This window comes from Amycolatopsis sp. CA-126428 (assembly GCF_002904335.1).
Lineage (GTDB): Bacteria > Actinomycetota > Actinomycetes > Mycobacteriales > Pseudonocardiaceae > Amycolatopsis.
In genome coordinates this window covers 103,635-124,113 of record NZ_PPHF01000155.1, presented here as the reverse complement: position 1 = coordinate 124,113, position 20,479 = coordinate 103,635, and the positions used below count along the sequence as shown (strand labels likewise).

21 protein-coding genes are annotated in these 20,479 nt (G+C 72.8%); 13 read left to right on the top strand and 8 right to left on the bottom strand.

What is annotated here, in order from left to right:
- Positions 1 to 4: 4 nt before the first annotated feature.
- Both C2L58_RS39110 and C2L58_RS39105 read right to left on the bottom strand, forming a co-directional pair.
- Positions 5 to 1,966: a vWA domain-containing protein gene (locus C2L58_RS39110; protein WP_103342652.1), complete on the bottom strand. Its 1,962-nt coding sequence runs from the start codon at positions 1,964 to 1,966 to the stop codon at positions 5 to 7.
- Positions 1,963 to 3,360: an ATP-binding protein gene (locus C2L58_RS39105; protein WP_103342651.1), complete on the bottom strand. Its 1,398-nt coding sequence runs from the start codon at positions 3,358 to 3,360 to the stop codon at positions 1,963 to 1,965. The genes C2L58_RS39110 and C2L58_RS39105 overlap by 4 nt, the downstream gene beginning before the upstream one ends.
- 100 nt (positions 3,361 to 3,460) lie before the next feature.
- Between C2L58_RS39105 and C2L58_RS39100 the strand changes: the two genes are divergently transcribed.
- Positions 3,461 to 4,258 (top strand): hypothetical protein, encoded by a 798-nt coding sequence (locus C2L58_RS39100; protein WP_103342650.1) that lies wholly within the window; start codon positions 3,461 to 3,463, stop codon positions 4,256 to 4,258.
- 3 nt (positions 4,259 to 4,261) lie between these two features.
- Entirely contained in the window at positions 4,262 to 5,020 is a 759-nt protein-coding gene (locus C2L58_RS39095) for a class I SAM-dependent methyltransferase (RefSeq protein ID WP_103342649.1), read from the top strand.
- Here the strand turns inward: C2L58_RS39095 and C2L58_RS39090 are convergent.
- Positions 5,017 to 6,060: a ferrochelatase gene (locus C2L58_RS39090; protein ID WP_103342648.1), complete on the bottom strand. Its 1,044-nt coding sequence runs from the start codon at positions 6,058 to 6,060 to the stop codon at positions 5,017 to 5,019. The genes C2L58_RS39095 and C2L58_RS39090 overlap by 4 nt on opposite strands.
- Positions 6,061 to 6,146: 86 nt before the next feature.
- Between C2L58_RS39090 and C2L58_RS39085 the strand changes: the two genes are divergently transcribed.
- On the top strand, positions 6,147 to 6,731 hold the full coding sequence (locus C2L58_RS39085; protein ID WP_103342647.1) for a TetR/AcrR family transcriptional regulator: 585 nt from the start codon (positions 6,147 to 6,149) through the stop codon (positions 6,729 to 6,731).
- A gap of 73 nt (positions 6,732 to 6,804) precedes the next feature.
- Complete coding sequence (locus tag C2L58_RS39080) at positions 6,805 to 7,965, top strand: Cmx/CmrA family chloramphenicol efflux MFS transporter (protein ID WP_103342646.1); 1,161 nt, start codon at positions 6,805 to 6,807, stop codon at positions 7,963 to 7,965.
- Positions 7,966 to 7,968: 3 nt separating this feature from the next.
- On the opposite strand, the gene fabI is transcribed toward C2L58_RS39080, so the two are convergent.
- Positions 7,969 to 8,736, bottom strand: coding sequence for an enoyl-ACP reductase FabI (gene fabI, locus C2L58_RS39075; protein ID WP_103342645.1), 768 nt, complete (start codon positions 8,734 to 8,736; stop codon positions 7,969 to 7,971).
- Positions 8,737 to 8,770: 34 nt separating this feature from the next.
- The gene (fabG, locus tag C2L58_RS39070) at positions 8,771 to 9,475 is read right to left on the bottom strand and encodes a beta-ketoacyl-ACP reductase (RefSeq protein ID WP_103342644.1); all 705 of its coding nucleotides are present in this window, start codon (positions 9,473 to 9,475) and stop codon (positions 8,771 to 8,773) included.
- Positions 9,476 to 10,087: 612 nt separating this feature from the next.
- Between fabG and C2L58_RS39060 the strand changes: the two genes are divergently transcribed.
- From C2L58_RS39060 to C2L58_RS39025, 8 genes are all read left to right on the top strand, one after another.
- On the top strand, positions 10,088 to 10,849 hold the full coding sequence (locus tag C2L58_RS39060) for a GntR family transcriptional regulator (RefSeq protein WP_103342643.1): 762 nt from the start codon (positions 10,088 to 10,090) through the stop codon (positions 10,847 to 10,849).
- 119 nt (positions 10,850 to 10,968) lie between these two features.
- A complete protein-coding gene (locus C2L58_RS39055; RefSeq protein ID WP_103342642.1) occupies positions 10,969 to 12,291 on the top strand; it encodes an MFS transporter in 1,323 nt (440 codons plus the stop codon).
- 7 nt (positions 12,292 to 12,298) lie between these two features.
- Positions 12,299 to 12,967, top strand: coding sequence for a response regulator transcription factor (locus C2L58_RS39050; RefSeq protein WP_103342641.1), 669 nt, complete (start codon positions 12,299 to 12,301; stop codon positions 12,965 to 12,967).
- 3 nt (positions 12,968 to 12,970) lie between these two features.
- Positions 12,971 to 14,365: a sensor histidine kinase gene (locus C2L58_RS39045; RefSeq protein WP_103342640.1), complete on the top strand. Its 1,395-nt coding sequence runs from the start codon at positions 12,971 to 12,973 to the stop codon at positions 14,363 to 14,365.
- Positions 14,362 to 15,306 (top strand): TAXI family TRAP transporter solute-binding subunit, encoded by a 945-nt coding sequence (locus tag C2L58_RS39040; RefSeq protein WP_103342639.1) that lies wholly within the window; start codon positions 14,362 to 14,364, stop codon positions 15,304 to 15,306. Before C2L58_RS39045 ends, C2L58_RS39040 begins: the two co-directional genes overlap by 4 nt.
- 15 nt (positions 15,307 to 15,321) lie before the next feature.
- Positions 15,322 to 15,744 carry an acyl-CoA thioesterase gene (locus C2L58_RS39035; protein WP_103342771.1) on the top strand — a complete coding sequence of 141 codons (423 nt, stop codon included), beginning with the start codon at positions 15,322 to 15,324 and terminating at the stop codon, positions 15,742 to 15,744.
- Between the two features lie 4 nt (positions 15,745 to 15,748).
- Positions 15,749 to 16,216 carry a tRNA (cytidine(34)-2'-O)-methyltransferase gene (locus tag C2L58_RS39030; protein ID WP_103342638.1) on the top strand — a complete coding sequence of 156 codons (468 nt, stop codon included), beginning with the start codon at positions 15,749 to 15,751 and terminating at the stop codon, positions 16,214 to 16,216.
- Positions 16,217 to 16,225: 9 nt separating this feature from the next.
- The gene (locus tag C2L58_RS39025; protein ID WP_103342637.1) at positions 16,226 to 16,735 is read left to right on the top strand and encodes a hypothetical protein; all 510 of its coding nucleotides are present in this window, start codon (positions 16,226 to 16,228) and stop codon (positions 16,733 to 16,735) included.
- Position 16,736: 1 nt separating this feature from the next.
- On the opposite strand, the gene C2L58_RS39020 is transcribed toward C2L58_RS39025, so the two are convergent.
- Genes C2L58_RS39020 through C2L58_RS39010 form a run of 3 tightly spaced genes read right to left on the bottom strand, consistent with a single transcriptional unit; the run spans position 16,737 to position 19,739 of the window.
- Positions 16,737 to 17,717: a VWA domain-containing protein gene (locus C2L58_RS39020; protein WP_103342636.1), complete on the bottom strand. Its 981-nt coding sequence runs from the start codon at positions 17,715 to 17,717 to the stop codon at positions 16,737 to 16,739.
- Complete coding sequence (locus C2L58_RS39015; RefSeq protein WP_103342635.1) at positions 17,714 to 18,658, bottom strand: DUF58 domain-containing protein; 945 nt, start codon at positions 18,656 to 18,658, stop codon at positions 17,714 to 17,716. Before C2L58_RS39015 ends, C2L58_RS39020 begins: the two co-directional genes overlap by 4 nt.
- 7 nt (positions 18,659 to 18,665) lie before the next feature.
- A complete protein-coding gene (locus C2L58_RS39010) occupies positions 18,666 to 19,739 on the bottom strand; it encodes an AAA family ATPase (protein WP_103342634.1) in 1,074 nt (357 codons plus the stop codon).
- Between the two features lie 179 nt (positions 19,740 to 19,918).
- Between C2L58_RS39010 and C2L58_RS39005 the strand changes: the two genes are divergently transcribed.
- Complete coding sequence (locus tag C2L58_RS39005) at positions 19,919 to 20,263, top strand: hypothetical protein (protein ID WP_233226186.1); 345 nt, start codon at positions 19,919 to 19,921, stop codon at positions 20,261 to 20,263.
- Positions 20,264 to 20,479: the final 216 nt, after the last annotated feature.

Genomic DNA, 20,479 nt, shown 5'->3' with positions numbered 1-20,479 from the left:
CACGTCACCGCCGCGTGCGCAGGTAGTCGCCCACCACCGCGGCGCCGAGACCGTCGAGGTCCGGGGCGATCACCCGGCCGCCCGAGCGGCGGGCGATCAGGTCCACGAACGACGTCAGCCGCGGGTCGTCGCCGAGGCGGAACACCGAAATCGACGCACCCAGCTTCGCCAGGCGGTCCACTTCGGACAGTGTCTTGAGGAGGGTCCGGGGCTGGGGCGGGTAGTCGAAGACCGCCTCGCCGTCGGGCTCCAGGTGGGCCGTCGGCTCGCCGTCGGTGACCATCAGGACCACCGGCTGGGCGTCCGGGTGCCGCCGCAGGTGCTGCCCGGCGAGCAGCAGCCCGTGGTGGGCGTTGGTGCCCTGCTCCCACGCCCCCTCCAGGCCGACCAGCTCCGGCAGCTCCACCGACTGCGCGTAGCGGCCGAAGGTGATCAGCTGCAGGGCGTCGTTGCGGAAGCGGGTGCTGATCAGCTGGTGCAGGGCCAACGCGGTGCGCTTCATCGGCAGCCAGCGGTCTTCCTGCACCATCGACCACGACGTGTCGACCAGCAGCGCCACCGCCGCGCGGGACCGGTGCTCGGTCTCGACCACTTCGACGTCCTCGACGTCGAGCCGCACCTGCCGCTCCCCCACCGAAACCGAGCGCAGCACGGCGTTGCGGATGGTCCGCGGCACGTCCCAGGGCTGCATGTCCCCGAACCGCCACGGCCGCGACGCGCCGGTGGGCTCGCCGGCCGCGCCCGCCGACTCGGTCTCGCGCTCGCCGGTCTTGCCGCGCAGCGCGTTCACGATGTCGGACAGCGCCGTCTCGCCGAGGCGCCGCAACGCCTTGGGCGACAACCGGAGCGAGCCGTCGGCGGCGCGTTCGAACAGGCCTTGGCGGCGCAGTTCGCGCTCCAGCTCGGCCAGCCGCCGGGCGTCGACGCCCGCGTCCTTGCCGAGCTGGGCTTCCAGGGCCTCCAGGTCGATGTCCTCCAGCCGCGCGCCGGGGTAGGACTGGCCGAGTTGCTCGGCCAGCGCGTCCAGCTCGGCGAGATCCTGCATGGCCTGGGCGCCTTCGCCCATGCCCAGCGGGTTGTTGCCGCGGAAGCGCGCCGAGCCGGTCCAGTCCTCGCCCGGGCGGGCCGCCCGGAGCTGACTGTCCAATTGGGACAGCTGCTGCGCCAGCCGCGGGTCGCCGAAGGCCTGCTGGGTCAGCTCGGCGAGTTCCGCGCGCTGCTCGGCCGACATCGAGTTGAGCATCCGCTGCGCGGCCGCCGACCGCTCGGCCAGCGCGTCGATCAGCTCTTCGACGTTGCGCGGGTTCTCGGGGAAGAACTCGCCGTGCTTGCCCATGAAGTCTTCGAAGCGCTGCTGGATGTCCTCGGCGCCGCGGGCGTGCGCGCCGAGCAGGTCGTTGAGGTCGGAGAGCATCTCGTTGATCCGCTCGACGTCCTCGGGCCCGGCGTTCTGCAGCGCCTGCTTCATGCCCTGGAACCGGGATTCCATCAGCTCCTGGCCGAGCAGGTCCCGGATCTGCTGGTAGTTTTCCCGGCCCTGTTCGGAGCGCCAGTCGTAGTCAGCCAGCTCGTTGACGGCCGCGGCCGTGCCCGGCGGCAGCGCGTCGAGCTGGGCCTCCCGGAACCGGGCGTCGTCGTCCGGGTCCGGGAACAGCTCGCGGCGCTCGGCGTCGAGGGCCTCCTGCAGCAGGCGCTGGACCTCCTGGAGGGTGCCGCTCAGGTTGTTGCGGCGCTGGATCTGCGAGCGGCGCTGCCAGAGCCGCCGGGTCAGCTCGTCGAGGCCCGCGGTGCGCTCGGTGCCGCGCCGGAGCATCTCCTCCAGCGCGGCCCGCGGCGAGGCCCCGGCCATGACGTCGCGGCCGATCTCGTCGAGCGCGTCGCGCAGGTCGGCCGGCGGCGCGAGGGGGTCCGGCCCGTCGTGCCACGGGCCGTAGGAGTAGCCGTCGGGAAGCGGGACCGCGGTCATCGGCCGTAGACGGTCGTCGTGTCGTCGGAGTCCTTGGCGAGCCTTCGCGACAGGAACAGCGATTCGAGGGCCAGTTCGACGGCGGCCGCGATCCGGCCGGCGGGCTCGTCGGCGGAGACCCCGGCGCGCCGGGCGACCTCGTGCAGCACCGGCAGCTCCGGCAGGGCTTCGAGGACGTCCTTGCCCGGCACCCGCTCGCCGGTGGACACCAGGTGGCCGTCGGCGACCGCGTCGGCCAGCGGCCGCAGGTCGAGGCCGGCGAACCGGTCGCGCGCGGTCTCGGCGATCGCCAGGCGCAGCAGGTGCACGAGGTGCTCGATCTCGCGGCCCTCTTCGCCGGGCTCGAACTCGATCTTGCCGCGCAGCACCGACGGCACGGCGTCGAGGTCGACCGGGCGGGCCACCGCGGGCTCCTCCCCCGTCAGCGCCGAGCGCCGCAGGGCCGCGGCCGCGACGGTCTCCGCCGCGGCGACGGCGAACCGCGCCGACACGCCGGAGCGCTGGTCGATCACCGTCGACTCGCGGAGGTTCCGGACGAACCGGGCGAGCACCTCCAGCAGCGGCTCGCCGACTTCGGCGACGAGGTTCGCCTCCTGCCGGACGACGGCGACCTCGGACTCGACGTCCAGCGGGTAGTGGGTGCGGATCTCGGCGCCGAAGCGGTCCTTCAGCGGGGTGATGATCCGGCCGCGGTTGGTGTAGTCCTCGGGGTTCGCGGTGGCGACGAGCAGGACGTCCAAGGGCAGCCGCAGCGTGTAGCCGCGGACCTGGATGTCGCGCTCCTCCATCACGTTGAGCAGCGCGACCTGGATGCGTTCGGCCAGGTCGGGCAGCTCGTTGATGGCGACGATGCCGCGGTGGGCGCGCGGGACGAGCCCGAAGTGGATCGTCTCGGGGTCGCCGAGGCTGCGGCCTTCGGCGACCTTCACCGGGTCGACGTCGCCGATCAGGTCGCCGACGGAGGTGTCCGGCGTGGCGAGCTTTTCGGTGTAGCGCTCGGAGCGGTGGCGCCAGGCCACCGGCAGGTCGCCGCCGAGCTCGGCGGCACGCCGGATCGACGCGGGCGTGATCGGCTGCAGCGGGTGTTCGCCCAGCTCGGAGCCCTCGATGACGGGCGTCCACTCGTCGAGCAGGCCGGCGAGGGTGCGCAGCAGGCGGGTCTTGCCCTGGCCGCGTTCGCCGAGCAGGACGACGTCGTGGCCGGCCAGCAGCGCGCGTTCGAGCTGCGGCAGCACGGTGCGGGAGAACCCGACGATGCCGGGCCAGGCGTCCTCGCCGTTCTTGAGGGCGCTCAGCAGGTTGTCGTGGATCTCTTGCGCGATGGGGCGCGGCTCGTACCCCGCCGCGCGCAGGGCCCCGGCGGTGCGGGGAAGAGCGTCTGGAACAGCGTTCACCCGTTCGACGCTACTGCCGGATCGGCGGCCCGTCGATGTGGAGCGGCTCCAGCGTGGGCGCGCTGCTGTGTTGTCCGCCGACCCGGTAAAATAGGGCGTCGTGTGCCGTCCCAGTGCGACTTTCGCCGTCTGGTCGAGCGCGTGGCTCAACGGGGCCGCCGCGTCCGACGATGTCCTCGATGCCCTGCTCGCGTGGGGTGAGGCCCACGACGTCGTGGCCGCCGACGCGGCCGCGGCCGACGCCTTCGCGCTCCCGCTGGCGTTCAACCGGGCGGCCACGCCGGTGCAGCTGCTGATGGCGCTGCGTTCGCAAGGAGCGAAATCACTGCACCTGGTGCTGCCCGTCCCCGGCGACGTGCGCGGCCTCGGCGGCGGCGGGCCGTTCACCGAAGCGGCGTTGCGCGCGGGCGACGCGCTGGTGCTCCCCGACCTCGGGTTCGGCCTGGTGCCGGAGCCGATCGCCGAGGGCCTGGTGCGCTGGACCGTCTATTCGCTGCCTTCGCCGACAACCCCGGAGTACGTGCCGCTCGGCGAAGCCGAGCACGGGCTGACGGACGCCATCCGGGCCAGCGCGGGCGCGTTGCAGACCCTGGACGTGGCCTCCGACCGGCCGGGCGTGCGCGCGGAGCTGTCGGCTCACCTGCGGTCGCGCCCGGACGTCGACTGGCCGGCCGGGACACCCGGGCGCGCGTTGCGGGTGCTGCAGCGGGCCGAGGAGATCGCGGCGATCCTGGCGATCGCGTCTTCGGACGAGCCGGGCGGGGCGTTGTCGGCCTCGGCTTCGACGTTGCGGGCCCAGGCGTTGCGGCCGCTGTCGGACGCGGTCCGGACGGCCCGCTGCGCGGCGGTCGACGAGGCGGTGCGCGCGTTCGCGGAGCAGACGGCCCGCGAAGGCTGAGCGGTGCCGGACGACACCTGGGCCGCGGTGGCCGACGATTTCGCCGACGGTGCCTACGCTTCCGCCAAGGGGCGCGTCCGTACCTACGTCATGCACCGGCAGCTGCTGGAGCACCTGCCCGCCGCGCCGGCCTCGGTACTGGACGTCGGCGGCGGTGCGGGTCACCAGTCGTTCCCCCTGGCCCGCGCCGGCTACGACGTCACCTTGCTCGACTCCTCCGTGGCGATGCTGGCCAAGGCCCGAGAGCGGATGCCGGACCGGGTGACGCTGGTACAAGCCGACGGCGCGAACGCTTCGGAGGCGGTCGGCGGCCGTCGCTTCGACGCCGTCCTGTGCCACGGCGTGCTCGGCTACCTGAACGACCCTGGCCCCGTGCTCGACCAGCTGTGCCGGTGCGCCGCCCCCGGCGGTCTGATCTCGATCATGACCGGCAACGCCGACGCCTCGGCGGTGCGCCCCGCGATGGAAGGGCGCTGGGAAGACGCCTTGGCGGCCTTCGACGCCCGGGCCGAGATCGGCGTGCTCGGCCTGCCGACGCGCGCGGACACCGTGGCGGAACTGAGCGAAGCCCTCCGCAGCCGCGGCGTGGAACCTCTTGCGTGGTACGGAGTCTGGCTGTTCGTCGACTGGCTCGACCTCAGCGGCGCTCCCCCGGACCCGGCCGAAGCCGAGCGCGTCGCGGCCGTCGAGTTCGAGGCCGGCCGACGGGATCCGTACCGCCGGCTCAGCCGCGCCTTCCACCTCGTGGGGCGCCGGACCTAACGGCCCGGGCGCTTCGCGGGTTCGCAGCAGCCGATCGCGCAGGGAGCACCGTTGACCGTGCAGCCGGCCACCGGGAACGACGAGAGCTTCCTCGGCTCCACGCCGTGCGTGTGCTCGCGGATCAGCTCCACGACCAGCTCCGCGAACCTCGGGTCGCCGCCCGCGGTCGCCGCGCGGGCGAAGGCCATCCCGTGCTCCGCGGCGCGTTCCGCGGCCTCGTTGTCCAGGTCCCAGATCACCTCGAGGTGATCCGACACGAACCCGGTCGGCGACACGACCACGCCACGCACCCCGTCCGCGTGCAGCGCGTCGAGGTGGTCGACGATGTCCGGCTCCAGCCACGGCACCTGCGGCGGCCCGGACCGCGACTGCCACACGACGTCGTACTCGGCGATGCCCGCCTCGGCCGCCACCAGGCGCGCCGCCTCCGCGATCTGGCGCGAGTAGCGGCGGCCGCCCTCCGACGGCGGGCCCGAGGCGCGATCCGCGCTCTCCGGCACCGAGTGGGCCGTGAACACCGTGCGGATCCCGGGCTCGTTCCCCAGCGACGCGTGGGCGGCGCGCACGCCGTCGGCGACCGCCGAGACGAACAGCGGGTGGTCGAAGAACTGGCGGATCTTCACCAGTTCGGGAGCGCCCTCGCCGACCGCCGCGCGGGCGCGCTCGATGTCCTCGTCGTACTGGCGGCACGCCGAGTAGCCGCCGTACGCGCTCGTGGGGAACACCAGGACCCGCTTCGCGCCGTCCGACGTCAGCGTGGCCAAGGTTTCCTCGACCATCGGGTGCCAGTTGCGGTTGCCGAAGTGCACCGGCAGCTCCATGCCGGCCGCCGCGAGCTGCTTCTCGACCGCGGCCATCGCGTCGCGGTTCAGCTTGTTGATCGGCGAGACGCCGCCGAAGTGCTGGTAGTGCTCGGCGACCTCCAGGAGCCGCTCGCGCGGCACCCCCCGGCCCCGGGTGACGTTCTCGAGGAACGGCATGACCTCGTCGGGCCCTTCCGGGCCGCCGAACGAAAGCCACAGCAACGCGTCGTATCCCACCCCGTCATCTTGCCGATGTGGCGGCCCGCCCGCTGAGCCGGGCCGGTTATGAATCGAGCAGTACAAAACCCTGGTAGGGTGCCTTCATGGCCAGGCCACGGGAGTTCGACGAAGCCGCCGCCGTCGAGAAGGCGATGCACGCGTTCTGGGAACACGGCTACGAAGCGACGACGACGCAGGATCTGTGCGAAGCGACCGGGCTCGGCCGCAGCAGCGTCTACAACACGTTCACCAGCAAGCGCGCCCTCTTCAGGCGTTCACTGGCGCACTACACCAGCACCCAGCTGGACAAGCGTCAAGCGATCCTCGACGGCCCGGGCACCGCGGCCGAGCGGCTCGCCGCGGTGCTCGACAGCGCCATCGAGGCCGACCTCGAGGACCGCCGCCGCGGCTGCTTCGTGGTCAACACCCTGGCCGAACTCGGCCTGCCCGAAGACGAGGTGGGCGCCGCGCTCCGCCACGACACCGACCGGAACCTGACCATGTTCGCCGAGTGCGTCCGGGAAGGCGTGCTCGACGGCAGCCTCCGGGACGGCCTGGACCCCGCCGAGGTGGCGGAGTTCATGCTCGGCACCACCTCGGGGCTGCGCGTGATGGCCCGCCGCGGCACGAGCCCCGCGAGCATGCACGCCGTCGCCGACATCGCGCTTTCGGCGATCGTCGCCCGCTGACGAGCACGTCCGAAGCGGGCGTTCACGCTGCCACAGTTTTGAACTGATCGATACACAATCCGGAGGAGAACTCATGCCCCTGGCCGTCTTCGTCCTCGGGCTCAGCGTGTTCGCGCTGGGCACGTCCGAGTTCATGATCACCGGCCTGCTCCCCGGCATGGCCGCCGACCTGCACGTGAGCATCCCGGACGCCGGGTTGCTGATCTCGGCGTTCGCCATCGGCATGGTCGTCGGCGCGCCGCTGCTGGCGATCGGCACCCTCCGGCTCCCCCGCCGCCGGACGCTGCTGGCGCTGCTCGTCGTCTTCTTCGGGGCGCACGTCGTCGGGGCCCTCGCCGAGAGCTACGCGGTCCTCTTCGCCACGCGGGTGGTCGCGGCGTTCGCGTGCGCCGGGTTCTGGGCCGTCGCCCTGGCGACGACCATCGCGCTCGTGCCCGCCGACCGGCGCGGCCGCGCGATGGCGGTCCTGGTCGGCGGCCTGACCGTGGCGAACATCGCCGGGGTGCCCGCGGGGACGTTCCTCGGCCAGCACGCCGGCTGGCGCACGGCGTTCTGGGCCGTGGCGGTGGTGACCGTGGTCGCGGCGGCGGGCGTGGCGCTGCTGGTGCCGGAGACGACCGGTGACGCGGTGAGCGTCCGCGGCGAACTGCGGCTGTACCGGCGCGGCCGGGTCTGGCTCGCCCTCGGCGTGATTGCGCTGGCGCAGGCCATGATCTTCGCCGCGTTCAGCTACCTCGCGCCCCTGCTGACCGGGACCGACGGCCTCCCCGAGGGCTGGGTGCCCGGTGTCCTGGCGCTGTTCGGCGTCGGCGCGCTGATCGGGATCAGCGTGGGTGGCCGGTTCGCCGACCGCCGGCCGTTCGCGACGCTCTACGGCTTCCTCGCGCTCGCGCTGGCCGCGCTGCTCGTGCTCGCCCTCACCACCGACGCGCTCGTCGCCGTCGGGGCCGTGCTCGTCTTCGGCGTCGCCGGGTTCGGCGCCAACCCGGCGCTGAACGTGCGGGCGTACCACGTCGCCGGCGACGCGCCCACCCTCGTGGGCGCCAGCACGACCGCGGCGTTCAACGTCGGCAACACCGCCGGACCGTGGCTGGGCGGTGTCGCGATCGACGCCGGGCTCGGCTTCCCGAGCGTCGCCTGGACCGGGATCGCCCTCGGCGTGGCGACCCTGGCCGCGCTCACGGTCGCCGCCGCCGTCCAGCGCGGCGACGACCGTGAGCCGGCCCTCGTGTGAGGCTCAGATCCCGAGGAAGTGGACCCCGCCGTCGACCATGATCATCGAGCCGGTGGTGGCGGGGAGCCAGTCCGAAAGCACCGCGCAGACGCTCTTCGCCACCGGGTCCGGGTCCGTGCTGTCCCAGCCGAGCGGCGCGCGCTCGCCCCAGCCGTCCTCCAGGTCGACGAAGCCCGGGATGGACTTCGCCGCCATCGTCTTCATCGGGCCCGCGCTGACCAGGTTGACGCGGATGCCCTGCGGCCCCAGCTCCTTGGCCAGGTACCGGTTGACCGACTCGAGCCCGGCCTTCGCGACGCCCATCCAGTTGTAGACCGGCCACGCGACGCGCGCGTCGAAGTCCATGCCGACGTACGACGCGCCGCGCCCCATCAGCGGCAGGCACGCCTTCGCCAGCGACATGTACGAGTACGTCGAGATCTCGATCGCGGTCTTGACGTCTTCGGCGGGCGCGTCGAGGAACGGCGCGCCGAGGCAGGTCTGCGGGGCGAAGCCGATCGAGTGCAGCACGCCGTCGAGGCCGTCGACGTGCTCGCGGACCTTGCCGGCCAGGCCGTCGAGGTGCTCCTGGTTGGTGACGTCGAGTTCGATCACCGGCGCCTCCTCGGGCAGCCGCTTCGCGATGCGCTCGACCAGCGACATGCGGCCGAAGCCGGTCAACACGACCTTCGCCCCCTCCTGCTGCGCGATCTTGGCCGCGTGGAAGGCGAGCGAGGCGTCGGTGATGATGCCGGTGATCAGCAGGCGCTTGCCTTCGAGCAGTCCGGGCACGGGTCCTCCAGGTCTTGTTCGGGGTGGTGGGGGGTCAGTGGCCGAGGCCGAGGCCGCCGTCGACGGGCAGCACCGCGCCGTTGACGTAGCCGGCCTCGTCGGAGGCCAGGTAGCGCACGGCGGCGGCGATCTCCGACGGCTCGGCGTACCGGCCGGAGGGCACCTGCGCGAGGATCTCCTTCTTGCGGTCCTCGGGCAGTTCGTCGGTCATGTCCGTGTGGACGAACCCGGGCGCGACGACGTTCGAAGTGATGTTGCGCGAGCCGAGCTCACGGGCCAGCGACCGCGCGAAGCCGACCAGCCCGGCCTTCGACGCGGCGTAGTTGGCCTGGCCGGCCGAGCCGGAGAGGCCGACGACCGAGGAGATGAAGACGAACCGGCCCCACTTGCCGCGCAGCATGCCGCGCGACGCCCGCTTGGCGACGCGGTAGGCGCCGGTCAGGTTGGCGTTGACGACGCGCTCGAACTGCTCCTCGCTCATCCGCATCAGCAGCGTGTCGTCGGTCAGCCCGGCGTTGGACACCAGCACCTCGACCGGCCCCTGGTGCTCCTCGACGAGCTTGAAGGCGGCGTCGACCTGCTCGGTGTCGGTGACGTCCGCCTGGACCCCGAAGAGCCCTTCGGGCGCCCCCGAACCACGGTGCGTGACGGCGACCCGGTGCCCCTGCTCGGCGAGGTCCCGGGCGATCGCCAGACCGATGCCCCGGTTGCCCCCGGTGACCAGAACCGACCGTCCCACTGTGTTCTCCCTCTTCTTCGCTGTGCGCTGCTGCCGCGCACGAGGCTATCGGCAGCGCCTCCGGGTCGCGCACCCGCGCCCGGGCTCGCCGCGGCCGTCCTGGACGGCTGTCCGGACCTGCCTCCCGACCTTGCTGGTTACCCGCTGGTTGGTCACCGTGAGTCGCGACACAGCGGGTCGGGGCCGCCCTCCGGCTGGTCGCCTTCCCGTCTTCGTTCTTGACGACCTCCGCGCTGTCGTCGCGGATCCACCCGCCCATCACGATCGCCGTCTGACCGGTTTCGGCGCGATGCCATGCTCTCGGCGGTAGAGCGCCTCGCAGCGCGGGCATTGATGTGGCACACCGTGCGCCCGACGGTCGGACAGCGGGCGGAACTCGGCAACCGCAGTGAGACCGCACAGCATGGTGATGCCTTGTCCCGGTGCGGGAATCCCCGTCAGCCGAGTCCGATGCCACTCCCCCTCGACAACCGGACGGATTGCCTCCGGGTCGATGTGGATCACCGCTGCCATCATTTGCCCTACCGCTACTCGTCATGGCGTCTTGACAACTGACAGTCGCACCGGTCCGCTCACTTGTCAAGACAAGTTAGCAAGTGGGAGACTGAGGGCATGGTCGATCGAACAAGTGGGGTTCCAGCCTTTCGCCAGGTCGCAGCCGATCTCCGCGAGAAGATCGTCTCCGGCCAGTTCGCACCCGGCGCGAAGTTGCCCAGCGAGCACGACCTTGTCGAGAGGTACGGCGTCTCGCGTCCCACGGTCCGCGAAGCCGTCGACGTGCTGCGCGGCGAAGGTCTGGTCACTTCAGAGCACGGACGCGGCGTCTTCGTGCGCCCGCCTGCCAGCATTCAGCGGGTCGCCCGGTCGCGACTGTCCCGCGATGCACGCGAGCGCAACCACGGCGCATTCCTCGCCGATGCCGTCGCCGGCGGCTTCGCCCCGTCGGCCTCTGTCAAGATCCGCTTCGAGCCGGCGGACGCCCGGGTAGCCACCCATCTCGTCGTCGACGAAGGGACCGAGGTCACCGTCCGCGACCGCGTGATGCGCGCCGATGGGCTCGTGGTCCAGCTTGCGGTGTCGCGCCTCCCGCGCGACTTGACGCGCGGCACCGCCATCGAGGACGTCGACACCGGACAAGGCGGCACCTACGCGCGGCTGGAAGAGGCAGGCCGAACGATCGGCTCGTTCACCGAGCACGTCGGCGCGCGGATGCCGACGCCCGCCGAGGCGACGCAACTCCAGCTCGCCGGCGGTGTCCCGGTCATCACCGTCACCCGCGTCGCCTATGGCGTCGACGGCACTCCGCTGGAGATGAACGACATGGTGCTCGCGGCCGACCGCTACGAGCTGTCGTACGAGTGGCCCGCCGACTAGCCGAGCAGCTGTGTCCGCGAAGAACGGCACCGTCCTAAGCCGGTGTTAGGAACTGCCTCCCGGCCTTGCCGGGCACCCGGCCAGGTGGTCACCGTGAGTCGCAACACAGGAGGTCGACGATGACAACCCGGCTCAATGGCGCCGCCCCGGCCGTCAGCGAAAAGCGCGTGATCGGCAACGTGCTGCGCGGCTCGATCGGCAACTTGATCGAGTGGTACGACTGGTACGCCTACGCGGCGTTCACCACTTACTTCGCCAAATCCTTCTTCCCGACGTCCGACACCACGGCCGCGTTCTTGGGGACCGCGGCCGTGTTCGCCGTCGGGTTCCTCATGCGGCCGCTGGGCGGGTGGATGCTCGGGCGGTTCGCCGACCGGTTCGGCCGCCGCCGCGCGCTGGTGCTCTCGGTGACGCTGATGGCGGGCGGCTCGCTGCTCATCGCCGTCACGCCGAGCTACCACAGCATCGGGATCGCCGCGCCGATCCTGCTGCTCACCGCCCGGCTGATCCAGGGCCTGTCGGTCGGCGGCGAGTACTCCACCTCGGCGACCTACCTGTCCGAAGTGGCCACTCCCGGCAAGCGCGGCTTCTACTCGAGCTTCCAGTACGTGACCCTCTACGGCGGCCAGCTGCTCGCGCTGGGTCTCCAGCTGATCCTGCAGGCGCTGCTCACCGAGCAGCAGCTGACGTCCTGGGGCTGGCGGATCGCGTTCGGCGTCGGCACGGTCGCCGCGCTCACCGTGATGTGGCTGCGGCGCGGCATGGACGAGTCCGAGAGCTACCAGCGCGAGGCGGGCGAAAGCCAAGGCGAACGCGGCACGCTGCGCGCGCTGGCCAAGTACCCCAAGGAGATCGCGCTCGTCGTCGGCCTGACCCTCGGCGGCACGGTCGGCTTCTACACCTTCGCCACCTACAGCCAGAAGTTCCTGGAGAACACCGCGCACCTCCCCCGGCGGCAGGTCACCATCGTGCTGTTCTGCGCGATCCTGGTCGCCGCGGTCCTGCAGCCGGTGTTCGGGCGCCTGTCCGACCGGATCGGGCGCCGGCCGCTGCTGCTGTTCTTCGGCATCGGCGGCACGCTGCTCACCGTCCCGCTGATGACGATCATGGGCTCGACCCGCAACCCCGTCGGCGCGTTCTTCCTCGTGCTGGCCGGGCTGGTGGTCGTCGCCGGGTACACCTCGATCAACGCCATCGTGAAGGCCGAGCTGTTCCCGACGAAGATCCGCGCCCTCGGTGTCGGGCTGCCCTACGCGCTGACCGTGGCGATCTTCGGCGGCACCGCCGAGCTGATCGCGCAGGCGCTGAAGAGCGCCGGGCACGAACCGGTGTTCTTCTGGTACGTCGCGGGCTGTGTCCTGGTGTCCCTCATCGTCTACGGCACAATGCGGGAAACGTCGAAGACCTCCGAGCTGGAAGAGCGCCGGGAAGACGACCACTGACAGGGGGATGGCCGTGCGCGTGCTCCTCGTCGAAGACGACGCGGGTGTCGCCGGCGCGCTCGCCGAGTCGCTGCACGCGCGCGGTCATCCCGTCACCAGCGTCGCCCGCGGGGCCGACGCGCTGCACCACCACCGCACCGCCGACCTCGTCCTGCTCGACCTGGGCCTGCCCGACCTCGACGGCCTCGACGTCCTCCGCAAGATCCGGGCCGTTTCGCCGGTCCCGGTGATCGTGCTGACCGCCCGCGGCGACGAGCGCTCGGTCGTGCGCGGGCTGCGGCTCGGCGCCGACGACTACCTCACCAAGCCGGTGCGGCTGGCCGAGCTGCTGGCGCGGATGGACGCCGTCGTGCGGCGGGCGGTGGCCCGCGCGGCCCCGGCTGGTGACGTCGTGCGCGTCGAAGACGTCGAGATCGACCTCGGCGCCCGCCGGGTCCTGGTCGCCGGGCACGACGTCGGGCTCACCACCAAGGAATTCGAGATCCTGGCCGTGCTCGCCGTCCGCCCCGGCACCGCGGTCAGCCGCCAGCAGCTCATGGACGAGGTCTGGGGCGACGCCTACCTCGCGGTGTCGCGCTCGCTCGACGTCCACCTGACCGGGCTGCGCGCCAAGCTGGACCGGCCGGGCCTGCTCACCACCATCCGCGGCTTCGGCTACCGGCTCGGCCGGGGCTGACCCGTGCGCACCCGGCTGCTGGTGGTCCTGGTCGCCCTCGCCCTCGCGGTGGTCGCCGCGTTCGCCGGGCCGCTGCTGACGGCCACCGCCGACCAGCGCACGCAGCAGCTGGTCATCTCCCGCACCGCCGACGTCGACCGGTTCGTCGTGCTCGCCCAGCAGGCCGTCGACACCCACGACCCGGCGGCCCTCGCGGCCGAAGCGGAGGGCTACGCCGGGCTGTACGGCGAAGGCGTCGTCATCGTCGACGGCCGGCGCCTGCCGCTGGTGCAGGCGGGCGGCCTGACCGCGGGTGAGCCCGCGGTGCGCGCGCTGGTGGAGGCGACCATGCGCAACGAACCGGCGCCGCGGGTGGACCGGCTGGACCCGTGGTCGGCCGAACCGGCCTACTTCGTCCGCCCGGTCGGCACCGGGACCCGCGTGTCGGGCGTGGTCGTGCTGCGTGCGTCGGTGACGGCGGCGGCCTCGGACGTCGCCACCCGGTGGGGCACCATCGGCGTCGGCGCGGTCCTGGTCGCGATGGTGTTCGTGCTGCTCGCCGTGGTGCTGGCCCGGTGGATGGTGCGGCCGCTGCACGAGCTCGAGACCGGGGTGCTGGCCGTGGCGGGCGGCCACCGCGCGCACGTCCCCGAACGCACCGGGCCGCGCGAGCTGCGGTCGCTGGCCGCCGAGGTCAACCGGATGTCCGAGGCCGTGCTCGAAGCCGCCGAGCAGCAGCACCGGCTGGTCGCCGACGCCTCGCACCAGCTGCGGAACCCGATGGCGGCACTGCGGCTGCGGGTCGACTCCCTCGCCGGGCGGATCGACGGCGACGACACCACTTACCGCGCGACCGTCGCCGAAGTGGAACGCCTGGAGAAACTGCTCGACGGCCTCCTCGCGCTCGCGCTGGCCGAAAGCACCGCGACCCGCGTCGCGGCCGGGGGTGCCGACGAGACCTGCGACCTCGCGTCCGTGCTGGCCGAACGCGTCGACGCCTGGCGCCCGGCCGCCGAGGACGCCGGTTCGGCGCTCGTGCCGCCGCCGGGCCACGACGAGCCGGTGACCGTGGGCTGCCCGGAAGGCGAGCTCGCGCAGATCCTCGATGTGCTGCTGGACAACGCCGTCCACTACGCCGGCCGCGGCGCGAAGATCACCACCGAGTGGGAAAGCGTTGGGGAAACCGCGACGCTCGTCGTGGCCGACGACGGGCCGGGACTGTCCGAACAGGACAGAGCGCGGGCGACCGAACGGTTCTGGCGCGCGGGTGGCGAAGGCGCCCCGCGCGGCACCGGCCTCGGCCTGGCCATCGCCCACCAGCAGGTGCGCACCCGCGGTGGGGTCCTGGAGCTGCGGCAGGCCCGCCCCCACGGCCTCGAAGTCCGCGTCACGCTGCCGCTGCGGGAGGTGCCGGGATGACGCTCACCCGCCGCACGGCCCTGCTCGGCGGCCTCGGCCTCGCGCTGGCCGGGTGTTCGACGTCCGGCTACCGCGGCCCGGAACGCGCGCTCACCATCGCCGCCGGCGAGCGCGGCGGGTTCTACCTGGCCTTCGCCCAGCTCCTCTCGGCCGAATTGAACCGGGCCGAACCGCTGCTGCACGCCACCGCCGTCCCGACCGAGGCGAGCGTCGCCAACGTCGGGCTCGTGCAGCGGGGGCAGGCCGACCTCGGGCTGGTGCTCGCCGACGTCGCCCAGACCGCGCTCGGCGGGGGACCGCCGTTCGCCGGGACGGTCCCGCTGCTCGCGCTCGGCCGCGTCTACGAGAACTACCTGCAGCTCGTCGTGCGCGCGGACGGCCCGGTGCGCCGCCTGGCCGACCTCGCCGGGCGCGCGGTGTCCCTGGGCGCGGGCGGCTCCGGGGCGGCACAGCTCGGCGAGCGCCTGTTCGCCAAGGCGGGCGTCGCGGTGGACGCCCGGCACCTGCTGTTCGAGGACGCGGTCCGCGCGCTGGCCGGCCGCCGCATCGACGCCATGCTGTGGTCGGGCGGGATCCCGACGCCGAGACTCGCCGAGCTGACCCGGACGACCCCGATCGCGCTGCTGCCCCTGGACTCGGTGGTGCCCGCGCTGCGCACGGCGTACGGCCCGGTGTACGACCAGGTCCAGGTCCCGGACGGCGCGTACCGCGGCGTCGGGGCGCTGAGCACGATCGGGGTGGCGAACCTGCTGGTGTGCGCGCCTTCGCTGCCCGACGACGTCGCCGCGGCGGTGGTCCGGCTGCTCGTCGAGCGCGCCACCACGCTGGTGCCCGCCGAAGCCGTGGGGACGCAGTTCCTCGACGTGCGGACGCTGATCGGCACCCAGCCGGTCCCGCTGCAGCCGGGCGCGGCGGCCGAGTACCGGGCTTTACACGGCTGAACTAGATTGGCGCACGTGACCGCACCTCGCCGCCCGATCGCCGAGATGCCGCTGCGCGTGCGCTACCACGAGTGCGACGGCCAGGGCATCGTGTTCAACGCCCACTACCTGGCCTATGTGGACATGTGCTCCTTCGAGGCGGAGAAGGCCCTGTTCGGCTCCCACGACGAATTCCTGGCGCACGGCACCGACGTCGTGGTCGCGGAGGCGAACCTGAAGTTCCGCGCGCCGGCCCGCTACGACGACGAACTGGTCGTTTCGCAGTACCCGAACCACCTCGGCACGACGTCGCTGATCTTCGACTTCGAGATCCGCCGCGGCGAGACCCTCGTGGCGGCGGCCACGCTCCGGTACGTCTTCATCGACCCGGCGAGCCTGCGGCCCACACCGCCGCCGGACGCCGTCCGCAAGGTTTACGCCGCCCTGCTCGGGGACTGAGCCCGTGTTCCGCGTTCTCTTCTACCAGCCGGAAATCCCGCCCAACACCGGCAACGCGATCCGGCTGGCCGCCAACACCGGCTGCGAACTGCACCTGGTCGAGCCGCTCGGGTTCACCTTGGAGGACAAGCAGCTGCGCCGGGCCGGGCTCGATTACCACGACCTGGCCCGCGTCCACGTCCACGCTTCACTGGTGGCGGCTTGGGAAGCGCTGCTGCCGGCGAAGGTCTACGCCTTCAGCGCCTCGGCGACGCGGCTGTACACCGACGTCGCCTACACCCCGGGCGACGTCCTGATGTTCGGGCCGGAGTCGGTGGGCTTGCCCGAGGCGGTGCAGGAAGCGCCGGAGGTGACCGACCGCGTGCGGCTGCCGATGCTGCCGACGAGCCGCTCGCTCAACCTCGCGAACACCGCGGCGATCACCGTCTACGAGGCCTGGCGCCAGAACGGCTTCGCGAGCGCCCTCCGGTAGGTTCGCCGGATGCGACAGCAGTTTCTGGGGGCGCTCATCGGCGCCGCGTTCGGCACCGTCTTCGTCCTGGTCAACTCCGGTGCTCCCGTCCCCGCGGCACTCGGCTGGGTGCTGCGCGCCCTCGCCGTGCTCACCCTGGTGGCGGTGGTGGTCCTCGGCGTCCGCGCGGGCGGGCGGCCGACGCTCGACGACCGGCCGGTGTTCGGGCCGAGCTACCGGGTGATCGTCGTCGGCGAGGTGGTGCTGCTCGTCGCCGGGTTCTTCGTGCTGAGCCTGCTGGACGCGCCGGTCCAGGCGAACGTCGCGTGGATCGCCACGGTCGTCGGCCTGCACTTCGTGGCCCTCGCGTCGGCGTGGAAGGCCCGCTCGATCCTCGTCGTCGGCGCGGTCCTGACCGTGCTCGGCGTCGCCGGTCTCGTCCTGCTCGGGAGCGCCGCGGAGTGGGTGCCGTTCGTCAGCGGCGTCCTGTCCGGGGTGACCCTGCTCGGCGGAAGCCTGTACGGCGTCCGCCGAGCCTGAGTCAGGGCAGGCGCTGCCCGAAGAACAAGCTGGCCGCCGCGCCCAGCATGAGGATCAACGTCCCCGCCACCAGCCACGGCTTGCTCGCGTCGGCGTCCTTGAGCTCGTAGCCGATCTGCTCGCCGAGGTCGGCGTAGACCTTCTTCAGCTCCTCGGCGCTGGCCGCCTTGTAGAAGTCGCCGCCCGAGAGCCGCGCGATCTCGCGCAGCGACTCGTCGTCCACGCTGACCGGCTGGGGTTTGTCGTCGATGGTGACCGAACCGTGGGTGGTGCCGAAGGAGATCGACGAGATCGGCACCCCGGCCTGCTTCGCCGCCTGCGCCGCGGTGTAGCCGCCGCGCGCCGCGTACAGGTCCTCGGGCACGGTCTGCTTCCCGTCGGACATCAGCACGATCCGCGCCGGCGGTGGCCCGTCCGCCCCGCCGACGACGCTCGAGAAGCTCTCCACCGACTGCAACGCCGCGAAGATGCCTTCCCCGGTCGCCGTCGACTGGGCCAGCTTCAGGTTTTCGATCGCCTTGATCACGCCGTTGCGGTCGGTGGTCGGGTTGACCAGCACCGTCGCCGTGCCCGCGAACGAGATCAGCCCCAGGTTGATCCCCGGCGTCATGTTCCGCGCGAAGCTCGTCGCCGCCTCCTGGGCGGCCTGCAGCCGCGTCGGCAGGACGTCGGTGGCTTCCATCGACAGCGACACGTCGATCACCAGCATCACGGTCGCCCGGTTGCGCGGCACCTTCTGTTCCGCGGTCGGCCCGGCCAGCGCCACCGTGAGCAACAGCAGCGACAGCACGATCAGCACCGCCGGCAGGTGCCGCACCCAGCCCTGGCTCTTCGGCGCGACCTTTTCGAGGAGGTCCAGGTTCGCGAACCGCATGGTCCGCTTCCGGCGCGCCCGCTGGGCCAGCACGTACCCGACCGCGACCGCGGCCACCGCGATCAGCAGCAAGAACCACCACGGCGCCGCGAACCCGGTCAAACTCACGCCACACCCCCCGACCAGCGGCGCTTGCGGGCGACGACGAACCGCACCATGTCGGCGATCCAGTCGGCGTCCGTGCGCAGCGTCAGGTGGGCCGCACCCGCGCGCCGCAGGCCGGCCGCCACCCGTTGCCGGTGGGCGTGGGCCGCGGCCCCGAACTCCTTGCGCAGCAAGGCCGAAGCGTGCACTTCGCGCTGTTTCCCTGTCTCCGGGTCGGCCAGCACGACGGTGCCCACCTCGGGCAGGTCGATGTCGCGCGGGTCGAGGACTTCGATCGCGATCAGTTCGTGGCGCCCGCCCAGTGCCCGCAGCGGCCTCTCCCAGGACGTGTCGCCCAGGAAGTCGGAGATCACCACGGCCAAGCCGCGCCGGCGCGGCGGGCGGCGCAGCGCTTCGAGGGCTTCGGCGAAGTCGCCCCGGGTGCCCTCGGCCGCGCGCGGTGTCTCGGCGAGCTTGCGCACCAGCCCGCGGGCGTGCGCCAGGCCGCCGCGCGCCGGGATGCGGGTCGTGGCGGCGCCGGTGGAGATCAGGCCGCCGATCCGGTTGCCGCCGCCTCCGGTGAGGTGGGCGACCGCCGCGACGGCGCAGACCACCAGATCGCGCTTCTCGCACAGCGCGGTGCCGAAGTCGAGGCTCGCCGAAAGGTCGGCGACGACCCACGTCTCCAGCTCGCGGTCGGCCACGGTCTCGCGGATGTGCGGGGTCGTGGTGCGGGCGGTGACCGCCCAGTCCATCCGGCGCACGTCGTCGCCGGGCTGGTACGGGCGCGCCTCGCCGGGCTCGGACCCCGGCCCCGGCACCAGGCCGAGGTGGTTGCCCTGCAGCAGCCCGTCGAGCCGGCGGCGGACGTCGAGCTCCAGCGTGCGGAGCCCGGCCTCCAGGCGGTCGCCGCGCAGGACCGGCGGCGCCCACGAAGGGCGCTGGCCCTTCTCGTTCTTCGCCATCGCCGGGTTACCTGACCGGCGCGCCCGCCGGGACCGGGCCGCCTTGGCCGGCCCCGCCCTGCGGCCGGGCCGAGACCTGCGGCAGCGGCACGGTCTGCAGCACGCGCGTGATGATGTGGTCGATCGGCACGCCGTCGGCCAAGGCGTCGTAGGACAGCACGAGCCGGTGGCGCAGCACGTCCGGCACGACGTCGACGACGTCCTGCGGCAGCACGTAGTCCCGGCCGCGGACGAGGGCCAGCGCCCGCGCGGCGGCGATGATCCCGAGGCTCGCGCGCGGCGAAGCGCCGTAGGAGACCCAGCCGGCGACGTCGGCGAGGCCGTGCTCGTTCGGCGTCCGGGTGGTCAGCACGAGCCGCACGACGTAGTCGACCAGGGCGTGGTGCACGAACACCTGCGACGCGACACCCTGCAGCCGGACCAGCTCGCCCGGGCTGAGCACCTCGTGCGGGGTGGGCGGGGTGACGCCCATCCGGTAGATGATCTCGCGCTCCTCCTCGGCCGAGGGGTACTCGACGAGGATCTTGAACAGGAACCGGTCGCGCTGCGCCTCCGGCAGCGGGTACACGCCCTCGTTCTCGATCGGGTTCTGCGTGGCCAGCACGAGGAACGGGTCCGGCATCGGGAACGTCTGGCCGCCGATCGACACGTGCCGCTCGGCCATCACCTCGAGCATCGCCGACTGGACCTTGGCGGGCGCGCGGTTGATCTCGTCGGCGAGCACGAAGTTCGCCACGACCGGGCCGAGCTCGACGTCGAAGCGCTCGGCGCCCTGGCGGTAGATCCGGGTGCCGAGGATGTCGGCGGGCACCAGGTCGGGGGTGAACTGCACGCGGGAGAACGAGCCGCCGACGACCCGGGCGAACGTCTCCACCGCGAGGGTCTTCGCCACGCCGGGCACGCCTTCGAGCAGCAGGTGGCCCTTGGCCAGCAGGCCGACCAGCATCCGCTCGACCAGGCGGTCCTGGCCGACGATGATCCGCTTGACCTCGAACACGGTCCGCTCCAGCAACTGGGCGTCCCGCGCCGGCGTTGCGGGCTGCTGCCCGTTCCCGCCCTCGGCGTAGCCGGGCTCGGTCACTCTGCCTCCTCGAAATCTCGTGCGCCGCCCCCGCGACGGTGATCACGCGGTGCGACCGTACTGCGCCCCCGGTCGGCCGTCTCATCCGGCACGCGGACGAACGCACCCGGCTCACGATCAGCCAACACGGTCAGCGGTGTGACACCTGTGAAGGACCTCTGGTCGCCACCCTGTCGCTGGTGGCCGACCTCGGCATGGGCCGCCCCACGGAGCGGGTCCTGCGCCAGACGGTGATCACGCTCCGGCTGGCCGACGCGGCCGGCGTCGAGCCCGGGATCCGGGCCGCGGCCTACTACACGTCGTTGCTGACGTGGATCGGGTGCGCGGCGGACACCAGCGAACTGGCCGAGCTGTTCGGGGACGAGACGCGGCTGTACGCCGACACCCACGACGAGGACCTGGCCGGGGTCACGATGGCGCTGTTCATCGCGCGCCACCTGGGCGGCGGCGGCTCGCGGTTGCGGCGGGCCGGGCTGGTGGGCCGGTTCCTCGCCACGGCCGGGAAGTCGGTGTGCAGCGGGTGATGCAGGCGCACTGCCAGGGCGCCGGCGAACTCGCGGACCGGCTGCGGCTCGGCGGCGCTCGGCGCGGCTTGGCGCGGCGCGCGGCAGCCGACCGGCCCGGCTCAGCGGGCGCAGCTCGGCGCGGCGCGCTGCGTGGCGCGGCGCGGCGCGCTGCGTGGCGCGGCGCGGCGCGCTGCGTGGCGCGGCGCGGCGCGCTGCGTGGCAGCCGACCGGGCC